15 protein-coding genes and 2 pseudogenes are annotated in these 13,284 nt (G+C 70.5%); 9 read left to right on the top strand and 8 right to left on the bottom strand.

Annotation, left to right across the window (positions count from 1 at the left end):
• Positions 1-8: 8 nt before the first annotated feature.
• Positions 9-776, top strand: coding sequence for a TlyA family RNA methyltransferase (locus V7026_RS03620; protein ID WP_334153920.1), 768 nt, complete (start codon positions 9-11; stop codon positions 774-776).
• Complete coding sequence (metF, locus tag V7026_RS03615; RefSeq protein ID WP_334153919.1) at positions 761-1,597, top strand: methylenetetrahydrofolate reductase [NAD(P)H]; 837 nt, start codon at positions 761-763, stop codon at positions 1,595-1,597. Before V7026_RS03620 ends, metF begins: the two co-directional genes overlap by 16 nt.
• Positions 1,598-1,605: 8 nt before the next feature.
• On the opposite strand, the gene V7026_RS03610 is transcribed toward metF, so the two are convergent.
• Complete coding sequence (locus V7026_RS03610; protein WP_334153918.1) at positions 1,606-2,412, bottom strand: DUF3047 domain-containing protein; 807 nt, start codon at positions 2,410-2,412, stop codon at positions 1,606-1,608.
• 111 nt (positions 2,413-2,523) lie between these two features.
• Here V7026_RS03610 and V7026_RS03605 point away from each other — a divergent pair, with 111 nt between their 5' ends.
• The gene (locus V7026_RS03605) at positions 2,524-3,795 is read left to right on the top strand and encodes an O-acetylhomoserine aminocarboxypropyltransferase/cysteine synthase family protein (protein ID WP_334153917.1); all 1,272 of its coding nucleotides are present in this window, start codon (positions 2,524-2,526) and stop codon (positions 3,793-3,795) included.
• Positions 3,796-3,833: 38 nt separating this feature from the next.
• Here the strand turns inward: V7026_RS03605 and V7026_RS03600 are convergent, their stop codons facing one another.
• Positions 3,834-4,766 carry a 23S rRNA (adenine(2030)-N(6))-methyltransferase RlmJ gene (locus V7026_RS03600; protein ID WP_334153916.1) on the bottom strand — a complete coding sequence of 311 codons (933 nt, stop codon included), beginning with the start codon at positions 4,764-4,766 and terminating at the stop codon, positions 3,834-3,836.
• A 176-nt stretch (positions 4,767-4,942) separates the two neighbouring features.
• Here V7026_RS03600 and rplM point away from each other — a divergent pair, with 176 nt between their 5' ends.
• The 3 genes from rplM to erpA all read left to right on the top strand — a co-directional run bounded on the left by rplM (position 4,943) and on the right by erpA (position 6,333).
• Positions 4,943-5,374 carry a 50S ribosomal protein L13 gene (rplM, locus tag V7026_RS03595; protein ID WP_068606772.1) on the top strand — a complete coding sequence of 144 codons (432 nt, stop codon included), beginning with the start codon at positions 4,943-4,945 and terminating at the stop codon, positions 5,372-5,374.
• A gap of 9 nt (positions 5,375-5,383) precedes the next feature.
• Complete coding sequence (gene rpsI, locus V7026_RS03590) at positions 5,384-5,776, top strand: 30S ribosomal protein S9 (RefSeq protein WP_334153915.1); 393 nt, start codon at positions 5,384-5,386, stop codon at positions 5,774-5,776.
• Positions 5,777-5,955: 179 nt separating this feature from the next.
• On the top strand, positions 5,956-6,333 hold the full coding sequence (gene erpA / locus V7026_RS03585; RefSeq protein WP_334153914.1) for an iron-sulfur cluster insertion protein ErpA: 378 nt from the start codon (positions 5,956-5,958) through the stop codon (positions 6,331-6,333).
• 21 nt (positions 6,334-6,354) lie between these two features.
• On the opposite strand, the gene V7026_RS03580 is transcribed toward erpA, so the two are convergent.
• Both V7026_RS03580 and V7026_RS03575 read right to left on the bottom strand, forming a co-directional pair.
• Complete coding sequence (locus V7026_RS03580; protein WP_334153913.1) at positions 6,355-7,497, bottom strand: anhydro-N-acetylmuramic acid kinase; 1,143 nt, start codon at positions 7,495-7,497, stop codon at positions 6,355-6,357.
• Positions 7,498-7,521: 24 nt separating this feature from the next.
• The gene (locus V7026_RS03575) at positions 7,522-8,853 is read right to left on the bottom strand and encodes a M23 family metallopeptidase (RefSeq protein ID WP_334153912.1); all 1,332 of its coding nucleotides are present in this window, start codon (positions 8,851-8,853) and stop codon (positions 7,522-7,524) included.
• Positions 8,854-9,064: 211 nt separating this feature from the next.
• On the opposite strand from V7026_RS03575, the gene tyrS reads away from it, so the two are divergent.
• From tyrS to V7026_RS03560, 3 genes are read left to right on the top strand one after another with little or no spacing between them, the layout of a single operon-like run.
• Positions 9,065-10,333, top strand: coding sequence for a tyrosine--tRNA ligase (gene tyrS, locus V7026_RS03570; protein WP_334153911.1), 1,269 nt, complete (start codon positions 9,065-9,067; stop codon positions 10,331-10,333).
• A gap of 25 nt (positions 10,334-10,358) precedes the next feature.
• Positions 10,359-11,285, top strand: a complete 927-nt coding sequence (locus V7026_RS03565) for a cation diffusion facilitator family transporter (RefSeq protein ID WP_143969302.1) — start codon at positions 10,359-10,361, stop codon at positions 11,283-11,285.
• 22 nt (positions 11,286-11,307) lie between these two features.
• Positions 11,308-11,571 (top strand): D-aminoacyl-tRNA deacylase, encoded by a 264-nt coding sequence (locus V7026_RS03560; RefSeq protein WP_334153910.1) that lies wholly within the window; start codon positions 11,308-11,310, stop codon positions 11,569-11,571.
• 41 nt (positions 11,572-11,612) lie between these two features.
• Here V7026_RS03560 and V7026_RS03555 read toward each other — a convergent pair.
• The 4 genes and pseudogenes from V7026_RS03555 to ybeY all read right to left on the bottom strand — a co-directional run.
• A pseudogene (locus V7026_RS03555) lies at positions 11,613-11,813 on the bottom strand (sensor histidine kinase); the annotation flags it as partial.
• A gap of 380 nt (positions 11,814-12,193) precedes the next feature.
• A pseudogene (locus tag V7026_RS11430) lies at positions 12,194-12,442 on the bottom strand (DNA-binding response regulator); the annotation flags it as partial.
• Positions 12,443-12,508: 66 nt separating this feature from the next.
• Positions 12,509-12,700: a hypothetical protein gene (locus V7026_RS11425; RefSeq protein WP_068606784.1), complete on the bottom strand. Its 192-nt coding sequence runs from the start codon at positions 12,698-12,700 to the stop codon at positions 12,509-12,511.
• 98 nt (positions 12,701-12,798) lie between these two features.
• Positions 12,799-13,266, bottom strand: a complete 468-nt coding sequence (gene ybeY, locus V7026_RS03545) for an rRNA maturation RNase YbeY (protein ID WP_334153938.1) — start codon at positions 13,264-13,266, stop codon at positions 12,799-12,801.
• Between the last annotated feature and the right edge of the window lie 18 nt (positions 13,267-13,284).

The following is a 13,284-nucleotide window of genomic DNA, read 5'->3' as shown; positions in this document are numbered from 1 at the left end:
CGCGGGGCATGCGGGCCGACCAGGCGCTGGTGCAGGCGGGGCTGGCGGCGTCGCGCTCGGCGGCGCAGCGGCTGATCGCCGCCGGCGCGGTGCGCTGGCGTGCGGGCGACGGCGCACCGTGGCAGCCGCTGCGCAAGGCCGGCGACACGGTGCCGCCGCAGGCGCAGTGGCAGCTGGCGGACGACGCCGAGGTGCGCTACGTCTCGCGCGGCGGGCTCAAGCTCGCCGCCGCGCTGCAGCGCACCGGGGTGCCGGTGGCCGGGCGGCGTTGCCTGGACGTGGGGCAGAGCACCGGGGGCTTCACCGACTGCTTGCTGCAGGCCGGCGCGGCGCAGGTGGTCGGGGTGGACGTCGGCCACGGCCAGCTGCATCTGCGGCTGCGCGCGGACCCGCGCGTGGTGGCGATCGAGGGCTGCAACGCGCGCGAGCTGAGTGCCGAGCGGCTCTTGGCCGCCGGCGGCGACGCCGCCGCGCCGCCGTTCGACCTCATTGTCGGCGACCTCTCGTTCATCTCGCAGACGCTGGTGTGGCCGGCGCTGGTGCCGCTGCTGGCGCCGGGCGGCTCGCTGCTGATGCTGGTCAAGCCGCAGTTCGAGCTGCAGCCGGGTGACATTGGCAAGGGCGGCGTGGTGCGCGACGCCGCGGCGCTTGCGCGCGTGCGCCAGCGCATCGAGCGCGCCGCGGCCGCGCACGGCCTCGTGCTGCGCGATTACTTCGACAGTCCGATCGCCGGGGGCGACGGCAACCGGGAGTTTCTGGCATGGCTTTGCCGTTGAGTTTCGAATTCTTTCCGCCGAAGACGCCGGAGGGCGCGGCCAAGCTGCGCGCGGCGCGGCAGCGGCTGTACGCGGCGCGGCCGCAGTTCTGCTCCGTCACCTACGGCGCCGGCGGCTCCACGCAGGAAGGCACCTTCGCCACCGTGGCGCAGATTCTGGGCGATGGCATGGACGCGGCGGCGCACTTTTCATGCATCGGTGCGACGCGTGCGCGCGTGCGCGCGCAGCTGGCGGAGCTGCAGCGCATCGGCGTCAAGCGGCTGGTGGCGCTGCGCGGCGACCTGCCGAGCGGCTACGGGCTCGGCGGCGAATTCACCTACGCGCGTGACCTCGTGGCCTTCATCCGCGCGGAGTTCGGCGCCGCCTTTCACATCGAGGTGGCGGCCTATCCGGAGATGCACCCGCAGGCGCGCTCGCCGCAGGCCGACCTGCAGGCCTTCGCCGAGAAAGTGCGCGCTGGGGCCGACGGTGCCATCACGCAATACTTCTTCAACACCGACGCCTACTTCCGCTTCGTCGATGACGCCTACGCGCTCGGCGTGGAGGTGCCGATCGTGCCCGGCGTCATGCCGATCACCAACGCCACGCAGCTGATGCGCTTCTCGGATGCCTGCGGCGCCGAGATCCCGCGCTGGATCCGCTTGCGGCTGCAGGCTTACGGCGACGACGTGGCCTCGATCCGCGCCTTCGGGCTGGACGTGGTCACCGACCTGTGCGACCAGCTGCGCACCGCCGGCGTGCCAGGCCTGCATTTCTACACGATGAACCAGGCCGAGCCGACGTTGGCGATCCTGCAGCGCCTGGATCTGCTGCCGGCCTGAAGTCGGATTCAGCCGCCTCGGCCGCGGCGAACCAGCTCGAGCGGTCCGTACCAGGCCGCCGCACGCGAACGGGTGTTGTTGGCGTCGGTCATCAGGCCGACGGCGACCAGCGTCGTCGGTGTCTCGCCGAAGGCCAGCCGCATGTCGGCCAGCGGGTCGCGCTCCAGCTCCAGCCAGCGGCCCAGATCGTGCGCGCCGCTGGCCACGATGAGCGTGCGGATGCGGCCGGTGCCGGGGTGGCGCACGACGGTGCCCAGCGGCAGCCGTGCGTCCCAGACGTACATCAGCGTGGCATCCGGCAGCGGCTCGCCGGTGACCAAGCGAGCCAGTTCCGACAGGTGGTGGTCGCGCGCCGTCCAGTGCTCACGCCCGCCCTCAAAGGCCAGGATCACGCGCGCCACTGCATCGTCGGTGTCGCGGTCCGACGGGTCGAAGGCCGGGTCTAGCTCGTCCACCCACCACGACCAGCGCAGCGCGGCGATCTCGGAGACCGGCACGCGCAGCCGCATCCGCACCGCGGAGGTGCCCGCGTCACTCTCGGCGCGCAGCGCGGGGCGGCCGACGTGCTGGCCGGCGCGGTAGTGCGTGATGCGCCGTTGCGGAAAGACGTGGTGCTCCCAGCGCGCGCCGGGGACGAGCTGGCTGGCCTGCGCCCAGGCGGAGTCGGCCAGCGCCGCCTCCCCGCCGTCGGCCTCGCCCGCGGGTTGCGGCAGCCCGGCGCAGCCGGCCAGCGCCGCGGCGGCGCTGGCGCCCAGCCATGCCAGCGCCCGGCGGCGGTGGGCGGAGTGCGGCGGCTCGGATCCTTGGTTCGGCATGGGGCGACGTTATAGCGCAGGGTCATGTCGTCATGATGCGAATGTCGTGGACGCCGCCGCATCCGGTGCGCTATCGTTGCGGCCGTTGCGTTTTTTGAGGAGAGCTTGCCGATGCGATTCGAGACCCAGGCCGTGCACGCCGGCTACCGCCCCGACCCGACGACCAAGGCCGTGGTGCCGCCGATCTACCAGACCGTGGCCTACGCGTTCGACAGCGCGCAGCACGGCGCCGACCTGTTCGACCTGAAGGTGCCGGGCAATATCTACACCCGCATCATGAACCCGACGCAAGCGGTGCTGGAGGAGCGGTTGGCGGCGCTGGAAGGCGGCATCGGCGCGCTGGCGCTGGCCTCGGGGCAGGCGGCCATCACCTACGCCATCCAGACGATCGCCGAGGCCGGCGACAACATCGTCTCGGCCAGCACGCTCTACGGCGGCACCTACAACCTGTTGGCCCACACACTGCCGCAGTACGGCATCGAGGTGCGCTTCGCCGACAGCGACCGGCCCGAGACCTTCGAGCCGCTGATCGACGCGCGCACCAAGGCGATCTACTGCGAATCAATGGGCAATCCGCGCGGCAACGTCACCGACCTGGCCGCGCTGGCGGCCATCGCGCACCGTCACGGCGTGCCGCTGATCGTCGACAACACGGTGCCTAGCCCCTACCTGTGCCGCCCGTTCGAGCACGGCGCCGACATCGTCGTGCACTCGCTGACCAAGTATCTGGGCGGCCACGGCACCAGCGTCGGCGGGGCGATCGTCGATTCGGGCCAATTCCCGTGGGCCGAACACAAGGCGCGCTTCCGCCGCCTCAACGAGCCCGACGTCAGCTACCACGGCGTGGTTTACACCGAAGCCATGGGGCCGGCGGCCTACATCGCGCGGGCGCGCGTGGTGCCGCTGCGCAACATGGGCGCGGCGATCTCGCCGTTCAACGCCTTCCTGATTCTGCAGGGCATCGAGACGCTGCCGCTGCGCATGGACCGCATCTGCGCCAACACGCTGGCGGCGGCGCAGTTCCTGCGCCAGCACCCCAAGGTGCGCTGGGTGCGCTACGCCGGCCTGCCGGACGATCCCTACCATGCGCTGGCGCAGCGCTACCTGGGCGGGCGCGCCTCAGGGCTGCTGACGTTTGGCATCGAGGGCGGGCGCGCCGCTGGCGAGCGCTTCCTGGATGCGCTGCAGCTGTTCACACGCTTGGTCAACATCGGCGACGTGCGCTCCCTGGCCACGCACCCGGCCAGCACCACGCACCGCCAGCTCGCGCCCGAGGAGCTGGCCAAGGCCGGCGTCACCGAAGACACCGTGCGCCTGTGCGTCGGCATCGAGCACATCGACGACCTGCAGGCCGACCTGGCGCAGGCGTTGGCGGTGGCCTGATCCCGGTCGCGCGGGGCAAACGGTATCAGGCCTGGACGTCAGGCCTTGGGTTCGCCGGCGTCCATTTTCCACGCCGCGGCCGGCCCCTGGCGCAGTGCGGCCAGCAGCCACGGCAGCGCCGCGCGCAGCTGGTCGGCCAGGGTGTAGGGCGGGTTGATGATGAACACGCCACTGGCGCGCAGGCTGCCCACGGGGCGGCCGCGTGCGGCGGCGGCCTTGGCTGCCGGGTCGGCCGGCGTACCGACGTTGAGCTCGGCCTGCAGCCAGGCGCGGCCGTGGTGCTGCGCCAGCGCGCGCAGGCGTTTGGGCAGCGCGTGCGCCTGCTCGCGCGCGATCACCGGGTACCAGACGACGTAACAGCCGACCGCCAAGCGCCGCAGCGCATCGGCCACGACGGCCGCGACCAGGCCATAGTCGGATTTGAGCTCGTAGCTGGGGTCGATCAACACCAGCGCGCGCCGCGACGGCGGTGGCAGCAGCGCCTTCAGGCCGTCGAAGCCGTTGTCGCGCCGCAGATCGATGGCCGGGCGTGGCGCGCGCGCGCGCCACTCGCGCACGGTGCGGTCGAGCAGCCGCCCGTCGGTGGGGTGCAGCTCGAACAATTTGAGCGCGTCCTGCGGCCGCAGCGCCGCCTGCAGCAGCGCTGGCGAGCCGGGGTAGTGCTGCAGCACCCCATCCGGATTGAGCGCGTGCAGGCAGCCGATGTAGTCCTGCACAGCCGCGGGCAGGGCGGCCCCCGTCGCGGCGGCCGTTGCCGCGGCCTGCCACAGCGCACCCACGCCCTGGGCCGCCTCGCCGGAGGTGCGGGCCTGCTCCTGGTCCAGCCGGTACAGGCCGGCGCCCGCATGGGTGTCCACCAGCAGCAGTCCGCCGTCCTTGGCCTGCAGATGCCGCAGCGTGGCCAGCAGCGCGATGTGTTTGAGCACATCGGCATGGTTGCCGGCGTGAAAGGCGTGTCGGTAGCTGAACATGGCCCGATGGTAGCCGAGTGACGCCCGGATGCGCATGTTTGCCGAGATCCGGCTAGAATCTCGTGTTTCGCAGCGAAAGCCTGGGCCCCGCGGCGAAATCTCCCCCCACCTAAGAGGCTGCCGGCAGAGCAGCGCCGACCGTGGAAAAGGGCCCGCCCAGACCACAGGAAACTGACATGACCAAAACCTTCAGCGCCAAGCCCGCTGAGGTGGTGCATGAGTGGTTTGTGATTGACGCCACCGACAAGGTGCTCGGACGTGTCGCCAGCGAAGTGGCACTCCGGTTGCGCGGCAAGCACAAGGCCATCTACACCCCTCACGTCGATACGGGCGACTTCATCATCGTCGTCAACGCCGACAAGATCAAAGTCACCGGCAACAAGGCCCTCGACAAGATCTACTACCGCCACACCGGCTATCCGGGCGGCATCCGCTCGATCAACTTCCGCGACATGCAGGCCAAGCACCCCGGCCGCGCGCTGGAAAAGGCCGTCAAGGGCATGCTGCCCAAGGGCCCGCTGGGCTACGCCATGATCAAGAAGCTCAAGGTCTACGCCGGTCCCGAGCATCCGCACGGCGCCCAGCAACCCAAGGCGTTGGAAATCTAAGGAGCGGCCATGATTGGTGAATGGAACAATGGCACGGGCCGTCGCAAGTCCAGCGTCGCGCGCGTGTTCCTCAAGAAGGGCTCCGGCAAGATCACGATCAACGGTCGCGACATCCAGGCCTACTTCGGCCGCGAGACGTCGATCATGATCGCCAAGCAGCCTCTGGTGCTGACCAACCACCTCGAGACCTTCGACATCCAGGTCAACGTCCACGGCGGCGGCGAGTCCGGCCAGGCCGGCGCGGTGCGCCACGGTATCACCCGCGCGCTGATCGATTACGACGCGAGCCTCAAGCCCACGCTGAGCGCCGCCGGCTTCGTCACCCGCGACGCCCGCGAAGTCGAGCGCAAGAAAGTCGGTCTGCGCAAAGCCCGTCGCGCCAAGCAGTTCAGCAAGCGCTGATCCGCGGCCCCGATCCGGCCCAACCGCCCACCACGCCTCGTGGGGGCGGTTTTTTTGTGCCTGCGGGCCCGCTCGTCCGGGCCTCCCTGTCCGCGGCAGGGGTATTGGCCCCCCCGTCGTTTGGGAAAAACCCGAGTGTTTTGCTATCCTTTTCATCCGTCACAGTCAGGAACCGAGTCATGTCTGCCCTTGCCGAAACCGTCGCTACCCCCAAGACCGAGATGCCGGCGCCGCTCGTCTTCACCGACGCCGCCGCCGCCAAGGTGGCCGAGCTGATCGCCGAAGAGGGCAATCCCGACCTCAGGCTGCGCGTCTTCGTGCAGGGTGGGGGGTGCTCGGGCTTCCAATACGGCTTCACCTTCGACGAGGTGATCAACGACGACGACACGCAGATGGTCAAGAACGGCGTGACGCTACTGATCGACGCGATGAGCCTGCAGTACCTGGTTGGCGCCGAGATCGACTACAAGGAAGACCTGCAGGGTGCGCAGTTCGTGATCCGCAACCCCAACGCGACCACGACCTGCGGCTGCGGCTCAAGCTTCAGCGTCGGCTGATGCGTCCGCGGGGCGCGGTGCTCAGGCGGGGTAGATAGCGCCCAGAATGCGCGGCCCGCGCGCCCCGGTGACTTCGGTGGCGTTGCCCGGCCGGCGCAGCAGGGTTTGGTGCGCCAGCCACGCGAACGCCGCCGCCTCCACCCACTGTACGGGCCAACCCAGCTCGGCGGTCGTGCCCACGCTCGTGGCGGGCAGGCGCCGCGCCAGTCCATTCAACAGCGCACGGTTGCGCGCGCCGCCACCGCACACCCACAGCCGCTGCGGGCCAGTCCCCGCTACGGTTCCCCAGGGCACGCCTTCCACGGCGCGCGCGATGCTGTCCACCGTCAGGGCCGCCAGTGTCGCCTGCACATCCACCGGGCGCAAGCCGGGGTGTTGCGCCAAGCGCTCGTCCAGCCACGCCAGGTTGAAGTGATCCCGCCCCGTGCTGCGCGCGCCGGTGCGGCCAAAGTAGGGGTCGGCCAGCAGATCGGCCAGCAGCGCGGGCACGACGTGGCCTTGGCGACCCCAGGCGCCGTCCGCGTCGTACCGCGCCCCGGTGTGGCGGGCGCACCAGCCGTCCAGCAGCACATTGCCCGGCCCGGTGTCGAAGCCGCGCAGGGCCCCGTCCGCGCACAGCGCCGTCAGGTTGGCGATGCCGCCGATGTTGACCACGCCCACCGCCATGCCCGGCAGGCCGAAGGCCGCGCGGTGGAATGCCGGTACCAGCGGCGCCCCCTGGCCGCCCGCGGCGATGTCGCGGCTGCGGAAGTCCGCCACGACCGCGATGCCGGTGGCCTCGGCCAGCCGGGCCGGCGCCAGAAGTTGCAGGGTGTAGGGGGCCTCGTGGGGCCCCAGACGGGGGTGACCCGGCGGCATGTGGCGCACGGTTTGCCCGTGTGCACCGATGGCCGCCACCTGACTGGGAGCGGTACCGCTGCGCTCGAGCAGTTGCTCTACGACCGCGGCATAGACGTCGGCCAGCGCGGCGCCGGCTTGGGCCGCACGGTGCAACTCGTCGGGGCCGGTGTGCTGCAAGTCCAGCAGCAGCGCGCGCAAGGGCTCGGGCAGTGGTGCGTTGGCGTCGGCCAGCACCCGCCCGGTCTCGGTGCCGTCGTCAAACTCGACCAACACCCCGTCGACGCCGTCGAGCGACGTGCCGGACATCAGGCCGATGCAGCGCACGGGGGTCGGCCGCCGGCGCGGGGGTTACTCGGCGCTGGCCTGCACCAGGGTGGCGGCGGCGGCCAGTTGCTCGCGCATCGCGCTGGCCACCCGCTCGAACGCGGGCCGCCAGCGCGCCTCGATGGGCTCGCCGCTGGCGTTGTCGCGCGCCAGGATCAGCGGATCGCGATGCGCACCGCCGACGATATATTCGATATGCAGGTGCGGCCCCGTGGCGGTGCCGGTGGCGCCGACGGCCCCCAGCGTTTGCCCTTGCTCGATGCGCTGCCCCTTGCGCACATCCACGCGGCTCAGGTGGGCGTAGAGGGTCTTGCGGTTTTGCTTGTGCTGCAGGATGACCACGTTGCCGTAGCCGCGCTGCCAGCCGGCAAACTCCACCACCGCGTCGGCCACGCTGCGCACGGGTGTGCCGGTGGGGGCGGCATAGTCCACACCCAGATGGGCGCGTTGGTCGCCGTGTACCGGGTGAAAGCGCATGCCGTAGCCGCTGCTCACCCGCGAGAAGGCCAAGGGCGAGGCCAGAAAGGCTCGTTGCAGGCTTTCGCCCTTGAAGTTGTAGTAGGCCCCTTTGTTGCCAGGCGCTTGGAACCACACGAGCTGGTGGCGCCGCCCGGCGTTGACGAACTCGGCGCCCAGCAGACGGCCGTAGCGCAGGACTTCGCCGTCGGCCTCAAGCGCCTCGTACACCACTTGGAAGGTGTCGCCGGCGCGCAGGTCGCGCCGGAAGTCGATTTCGCCGGAAAACAGATCGGCAAGTTGGGACGCGATGCCGTCGGGCAGGCGCGCGGCGTCCGTGGCGGCGAAGAGCGACGTGCGGATGGTCCCACTGGCCAAGCGCACCGTGGGTGTCAGCGCCGGGTTTTCCAAGCGGGAGCGCCAGGTATCGCCGTCGCGCTGCACGGTCAGCCGTTGGTAGGTCGGGCTGTCGTCGCGCGGCAGCCAGCGCACCGTCAGCCGTTGCAGCCGTCCGTCGTCGTCGACCTCGGCACTCACCAGCTTGCCGGGCCGACCGCGCCAGACGTCGGCGGCCTGCCGGTCGCGACGCAGAAAGTCGGCCGCCGCGCGGTCATCGACGCCCAGGCGCTGCAGCAGCGTGGCCAGGGTGTCGTCGCGGCGGGTGACGTCTGTGCGGTAAAGGACAAAGGGGGCGACCGGCGCGCTCGCCGCAGGGTCGGCGAAGGCAACCTCCACCGCTTCGGTGAGCTGGCGCCGCGGCAGGTCGTCGATGGCGGCGTCGAGCGGGCCGGTACCGAAGGCCGTGACCCCCGTGCCCAGCAGCAGCACGCCCAGTGCCGCCATGACCCGACGGGGATGGCGCTGCAGCCAGCGCTGCCATATGTGTAGCCGTTCAATCATGCCGTATCCGGTGGGCGGGCGGGCTGTACACGACAACGCCACCCATGCCGCGGTACCTGCCGGGCAGGCCCGCGGGGCGTGCATGGAGAGGGACGTCCGCCGACTACAATCCGGGCGACCGCATTGCATCGCGCAATGCAGCCCCCGTCCCGGCGGCCGAGATCCCTGGAGTATACCCGCCGCGCAGCCGCCGTCACCTGTGCAAACCCTCATGAACATTTCAACAGTACCCGCCGCGGAGGCGACCGAGGAGGCGCTGCAGGGCGCCTCCGACGCCGTGCGCGCCGCGTTGGCCGTGACCCGGCGCGGCTGCGAGGAGCTGCTGCCGGTGACCGACTGGGTGCGCAAGCTGCGTCGCAGCGAGGTCACGGGCCAGCCGTTGCGCATCAAGCTCGGGCTGGACCCCACCGCGCCGGACATCCACTTGGGCCACACCGTGGTGCTCAACAAGATGCGCCAGTTGCAGGATCTGGGGCACACGGTGATCTTTTTGATCGGGGACTTCACCAGCCTGATCGGTGATCCGTCGGGACGCAATACGACGCGCCCGCCACTGACACCGGAGCAGATCAAGGCCAACGCCGAGACCTATTACAAACAGGCCAGTTTGGTGCTGGATCCGGCCAAGACCGAGATCCGCTACAACAGCGAGTGGAGCGATGCGCTGGGCGCGCGCGGCATGATTCAGTTGGCGGCCAAGTACACCGTGGCCCGCATGATGGAGCGCAACGACTTCCACCAGCGCTTCACGGCGGGCACGCCGATCAGCGTGCACGAATTTCTGTACCCCCTGATGCAGGGCTATGACTCGGTGGCGCTGAAAGCCGATCTGGAGCTGGGGGGCACCGACCAGAAGTTCAACCTGCTCATGGGCCGCCACCTGCAGGCCGAGTACGGGCAGGAGCCGCAGTGCATCCTGACCATGCCGCTGCTGGAGGGGCTGGATGGTGTCGAGAAGATGTCCAAATCCAAGGGCAACTACATCGGCATCACCGAGGATGCCAACACCATGTTTGCGAAGGTGCTGTCGATCAGCGACGAGCTGATGTGGCGCTGGTACACGCTGCTGTCCTTCAAGTCCGAGGCCGAGATCGATGCCCTGCGGCGCGAAGTGGCGCAGGGGCGCAACCCCAAAGAGGCCAAGGTGATGCTGGCCAAGGAGATCACGGCCCGCTTCCACAGCGCGGCGGCGGCCGAGGCAGCCGAGCAGGACTTCATCCACCGCAGCAGGGGGGGCGTGCCGGACGAGATTCCGGAAGTCCGTCTTGCGCTGGGCGAAGGCGGCGCGCCCTTGGGCGTCGCCGTGGTGCTCAAACAAGCCGGACTGGCGCCGTCCAGCAGCGAGGCCAACCGCCTGATAGACGGCGCCGGCGTGCGGGTGGATGGCAGCGTGGTCAGCGACAAAGGCCTCAAGCTCGGGGCGGGCACCTATGTCGTCCAGGTGGGCAAGCGCAAGTTTGCCCGCGTGACCCTGGGTTGACGCGCCGGCGCTCGCCCTCACGGCCGTGAACGCGGTTTGGCATCGTCTGACGCCCCAGCGGCTGCTCGCGGCCTCGGTGGGGGTGGCGCTGGCGACCATCCTGCTCAAGACGCTGGCGTGGTGGATCACCGATTCGGTCGGGCTGCTGTCCGATGCGATGGAGTCGGTGGTCAATCTGGCCAGCGCCATGTTCGGCCTGTGGATGGTGACGGTGGCGGCGCGGCCGGCCGACGATGAGCACCCCTACGGCCACCACAAGGCGGAGTACTTTTCCTCGGGGTTCGAGGGCATCCTGATCATCGTCGCCGCGCTGGGCATCATTTGGGCGTCGCTGGGGCGGTTGTGGGACCCGCAGCCGCTGCAGCGCCTGGATTGGGGCCTGGGGCTGTCGGTGTTGAGCTCGGCGCTCAACGGTGGGCTGGCGTGGGTGATGTTGCGCGCCTCGCGCGTGCACCGCTCGCTGGCCTTGGAGGCGGATGCCCGGCACCTGTTCACCGACGTCTGGACCTCGGCCGGCGTGGTGGTGGGCTTGGCGCTGGCCTGGGCGACGGGCTGGCTCTGGCTGGATGCGGTGGTGGCCATCGGCGTGGCCCTGAACATCGGCCGCGAGGGGGCGCATCTGCTGTGGCGCTCCAGCCAGGGGCTGATGGACGAGGCGGTCGAGCCGGATGTCCGCACCGCCATTGACGACGTGCTGGCCAGCTTTGCGCACCAGCGCAACGGCAGCGACATCATCCGCTTCGACCATGTGCACACGCGCAAGGCGGGCCAGCGCCGCTATGTGGACCTGCACATGCACATGCCCGCCAGTTGGACGCTGGGGCGGGCGGCCGCGTTGCGCGCCAGTGTGGAGCAGGCCCTGATGAGCGCCGTGCCGGGCTTGCGGGCCACGATCCAGCTCCTGCCCAGCGACGTCGAGGCGCACTTCGACGATCCGCGCGACCTCAAATGAGTCACGTGAGCGGCGACCGGCGATGAAGGCCTTGCTGCAACGGGTGCGCCAGGCGCACGTGGAGGTGGGTGGCGAGACGGTGGGGGCCATCGGCCCCGGTCTGCTGGTGCTGCTGTGCGCCGAGCCGGGCGACACCCCCGCCGAGGGCGAGCGGCTCTACGAACACTTCGTCGCCGCGGCGCGCGCCTGCCACCCGCAGGTGGCGACGGGCCGCTTCGGGGCGGACATGCAGGTGCATCTGATCAACGACGGGCCGGTGACCATTCCCCTCGAGCTGCGGGCGTGAGCCGTCCGGCACCCGGTGCCAGGGGCTCGGTCTCAGGCACCTCAGGCGTCTGGCAGCACGATCCGCACCGTCAGGCCACCGCCGGGCGTGTCCTCGAAGTGGATTTGGCCGCCGTGCCGCTCGGTGACGCGCCGCGCGATGGTCAGTCCCAGCCCGCTGCCGTGGGGGGATTGGGCGAAGCCCGTGCCGGCGGTCGCTTTCTGTGCCGCATCCATGCCCGGGCCGTGGTCGATGCAGCACCACTCCCAGCCGTCCGCCGTGCAGGGTGGCGTCGTCGGGCAGCGACACCTCCAGCCGCACGTCGGGCGCGGGGGCGCGCCCCATCAGTTGCGCGTGCAGCCGCACGGCCGCCAAGGGGGTGCGGAATTCGTGCGCGGCGCGCGACACCAGCCGCTCGAGGGGCTCCAGCGAGCGCCGGGTCGCCCCGCGCAGCATGGCCAGCAGCAGCGCGGCCAGCCCCAGGGCCACGGTCAGCGCGGCCCCGGCGCAGGGGGTCGATTGCCAGCGGCCCGAACTGCAGCGAGGCGGGCTGCTGACCACGCGCGCGCCGGTGCAAGGCGACCAGCCGAGCCAGCAGTTCGTCGAAGTCGAACGGTTTGGTCAGATAGTCGTCGGCGCCCCGGTGCAGCGCCGTGATCGTGTCCTGCGTCAGACTGCGCGCGGACAGGATCAGCACCGGCGGGCGCGGGCGCGCCTCGGTGCCCAGGCGGCCGAGCGGGTCCAGCACGACGGCATCGAACGGCCCGGCGGCCAGGGCCTCGAGGGTATCGGCGCCACGGCGCACCCATTGCGCCCGGCAGCCCGCCCCTTGCAGCCCGAGTCGCAGGCCTTCTTCGATGGCCAGGTCGTCTTCGACGAGGAGCAGTTTCATGGCCGCACCGTCATGGCCGCAACGAAAAAAGGGCGGCATGCGCCGCCCTGTGCCGTGCCCGTCGGGTTACTGCGCGGCGGCCTTGCGGGCTTTGTGCGACTTCTTTTTCGCGGGTTTGGCCTTTTTCTTCTTCTTGGCCGGGGCATTGGCCTGGGCGGAGACGGAAACCCCATCGGTCGCGGTCAACGGGCCCGCAAACGTGGGGGCCGAAGCCAGCAGACCGAGGGAGACCAGCGCGGTGGCGATCAGCGTTTTCATGAAGACTACTGATGGGGATGACCACCGACGGGACGTCGGTGTCGCCAGTGTCGCGGACCACCATTAAGCCAGGCTGAAGAAACGAACCCGGCCAGCCCTCAGCGCACCGTGTACGGGTTGGCAAAGCCCAGCCGCGCCAGGATGGCGATCTCGCGCGTCTCCATCGCCTCGGCCTCGGCCTCGCCGCGCTCGTGGTCCCAGCCCTGCGCGTGCAGCGCGCCGTGTACCAGCAGGTGCGCGTAGTGCGCCTGCAGCGTCTTGCCCTGCTCGGCGGCCTCGCGCGCCACCACCGGCGCGCACAGCACCAGGTCGGCCAGCACCACCGGCTCGGCCTGGTAGTCGAAGGTCAGCACGTTGGTGGCGTAGTCCTTGTGCCGCCAGGTGCGGTTGAGGCTGCGCCCCTCCTCGGCGTCGACGATGCGCACGGTGAGTTCGGCCGGGCGTTCCAGCGCGTGGCGCAGCCAGCGCGCCACCGCGTGGCGCGGCAGCGCGACGCGGTGCGCCTCCACACCGTCGAAGCGGGCGAACTGCAGCGACAGAGCCAGCGCGGGCAGGGGTTTGGGCATCGGCGGGGCTTTCAGGGG

The organism is Tepidimonas sp. (assembly GCF_036825565.1).
Classification (GTDB): domain Bacteria; phylum Pseudomonadota; class Gammaproteobacteria; order Burkholderiales; family Burkholderiaceae_C; genus Tepidimonas.
This window is presented reverse-complemented; position numbering and strand designations above follow the sequence as displayed.

What these genes read in the sequence shown, in the direction of transcription:
- rplM (WP_068606772.1), top strand. Translation starts at nt 4,943, where the DNA reads ATGACCAAAACCTTCAGCGCCAAGCCCGCTGAGGTGGTGCATGAGTGG.
- V7026_RS03605 (WP_334153917.1), top strand. Translation starts at nt 2,524, where the DNA reads ATGCGATTCGAGACCCAGGCCGTGCACGCCGGCTACCGCCCCGACCCG.
- V7026_RS03575 (WP_334153912.1), bottom strand. Translation starts at nt 8,853, where the DNA reads ATGATTGAACGGCTACACATATGGCAGCGCTGGCTGCAGCGCCATCCC.
- V7026_RS03600 (WP_334153916.1), bottom strand. Translation starts at nt 4,766, where the DNA reads ATGTTCAGCTACCGACACGCCTTTCACGCCGGCAACCATGCCGATGTG.
- tyrS (WP_334153911.1), top strand. Translation starts at nt 9,065, where the DNA reads ATGAACATTTCAACAGTACCCGCCGCGGAGGCGACCGAGGAGGCGCTG.
- erpA (WP_334153914.1), top strand. Translation starts at nt 5,956, where the DNA reads ATGTCTGCCCTTGCCGAAACCGTCGCTACCCCCAAGACCGAGATGCCG.
- V7026_RS03560 (WP_334153910.1), top strand. Translation starts at nt 11,308, where the DNA reads ATGAAGGCCTTGCTGCAACGGGTGCGCCAGGCGCACGTGGAGGTGGGT.
- V7026_RS03620 (WP_334153920.1), top strand. Translation starts at nt 9, where the DNA reads ATGCGGGCCGACCAGGCGCTGGTGCAGGCGGGGCTGGCGGCGTCGCGC.
- ybeY (WP_334153938.1), bottom strand. Translation starts at nt 13,266, where the DNA reads ATGCCCAAACCCCTGCCCGCGCTGGCTCTGTCGCTGCAGTTCGCCCGC.
- V7026_RS03610 (WP_334153918.1), bottom strand. Translation starts at nt 2,412, where the DNA reads ATGCCGAACCAAGGATCCGAGCCGCCGCACTCCGCCCACCGCCGCCGG.
- rpsI (WP_334153915.1), top strand. Translation starts at nt 5,384, where the DNA reads ATGATTGGTGAATGGAACAATGGCACGGGCCGTCGCAAGTCCAGCGTC.
- metF (WP_334153919.1), top strand. Translation starts at nt 761, where the DNA reads ATGGCTTTGCCGTTGAGTTTCGAATTCTTTCCGCCGAAGACGCCGGAG.
- V7026_RS11425 (WP_068606784.1), bottom strand. Translation starts at nt 12,700, where the DNA reads ATGAAAACGCTGATCGCCACCGCGCTGGTCTCCCTCGGTCTGCTGGCT.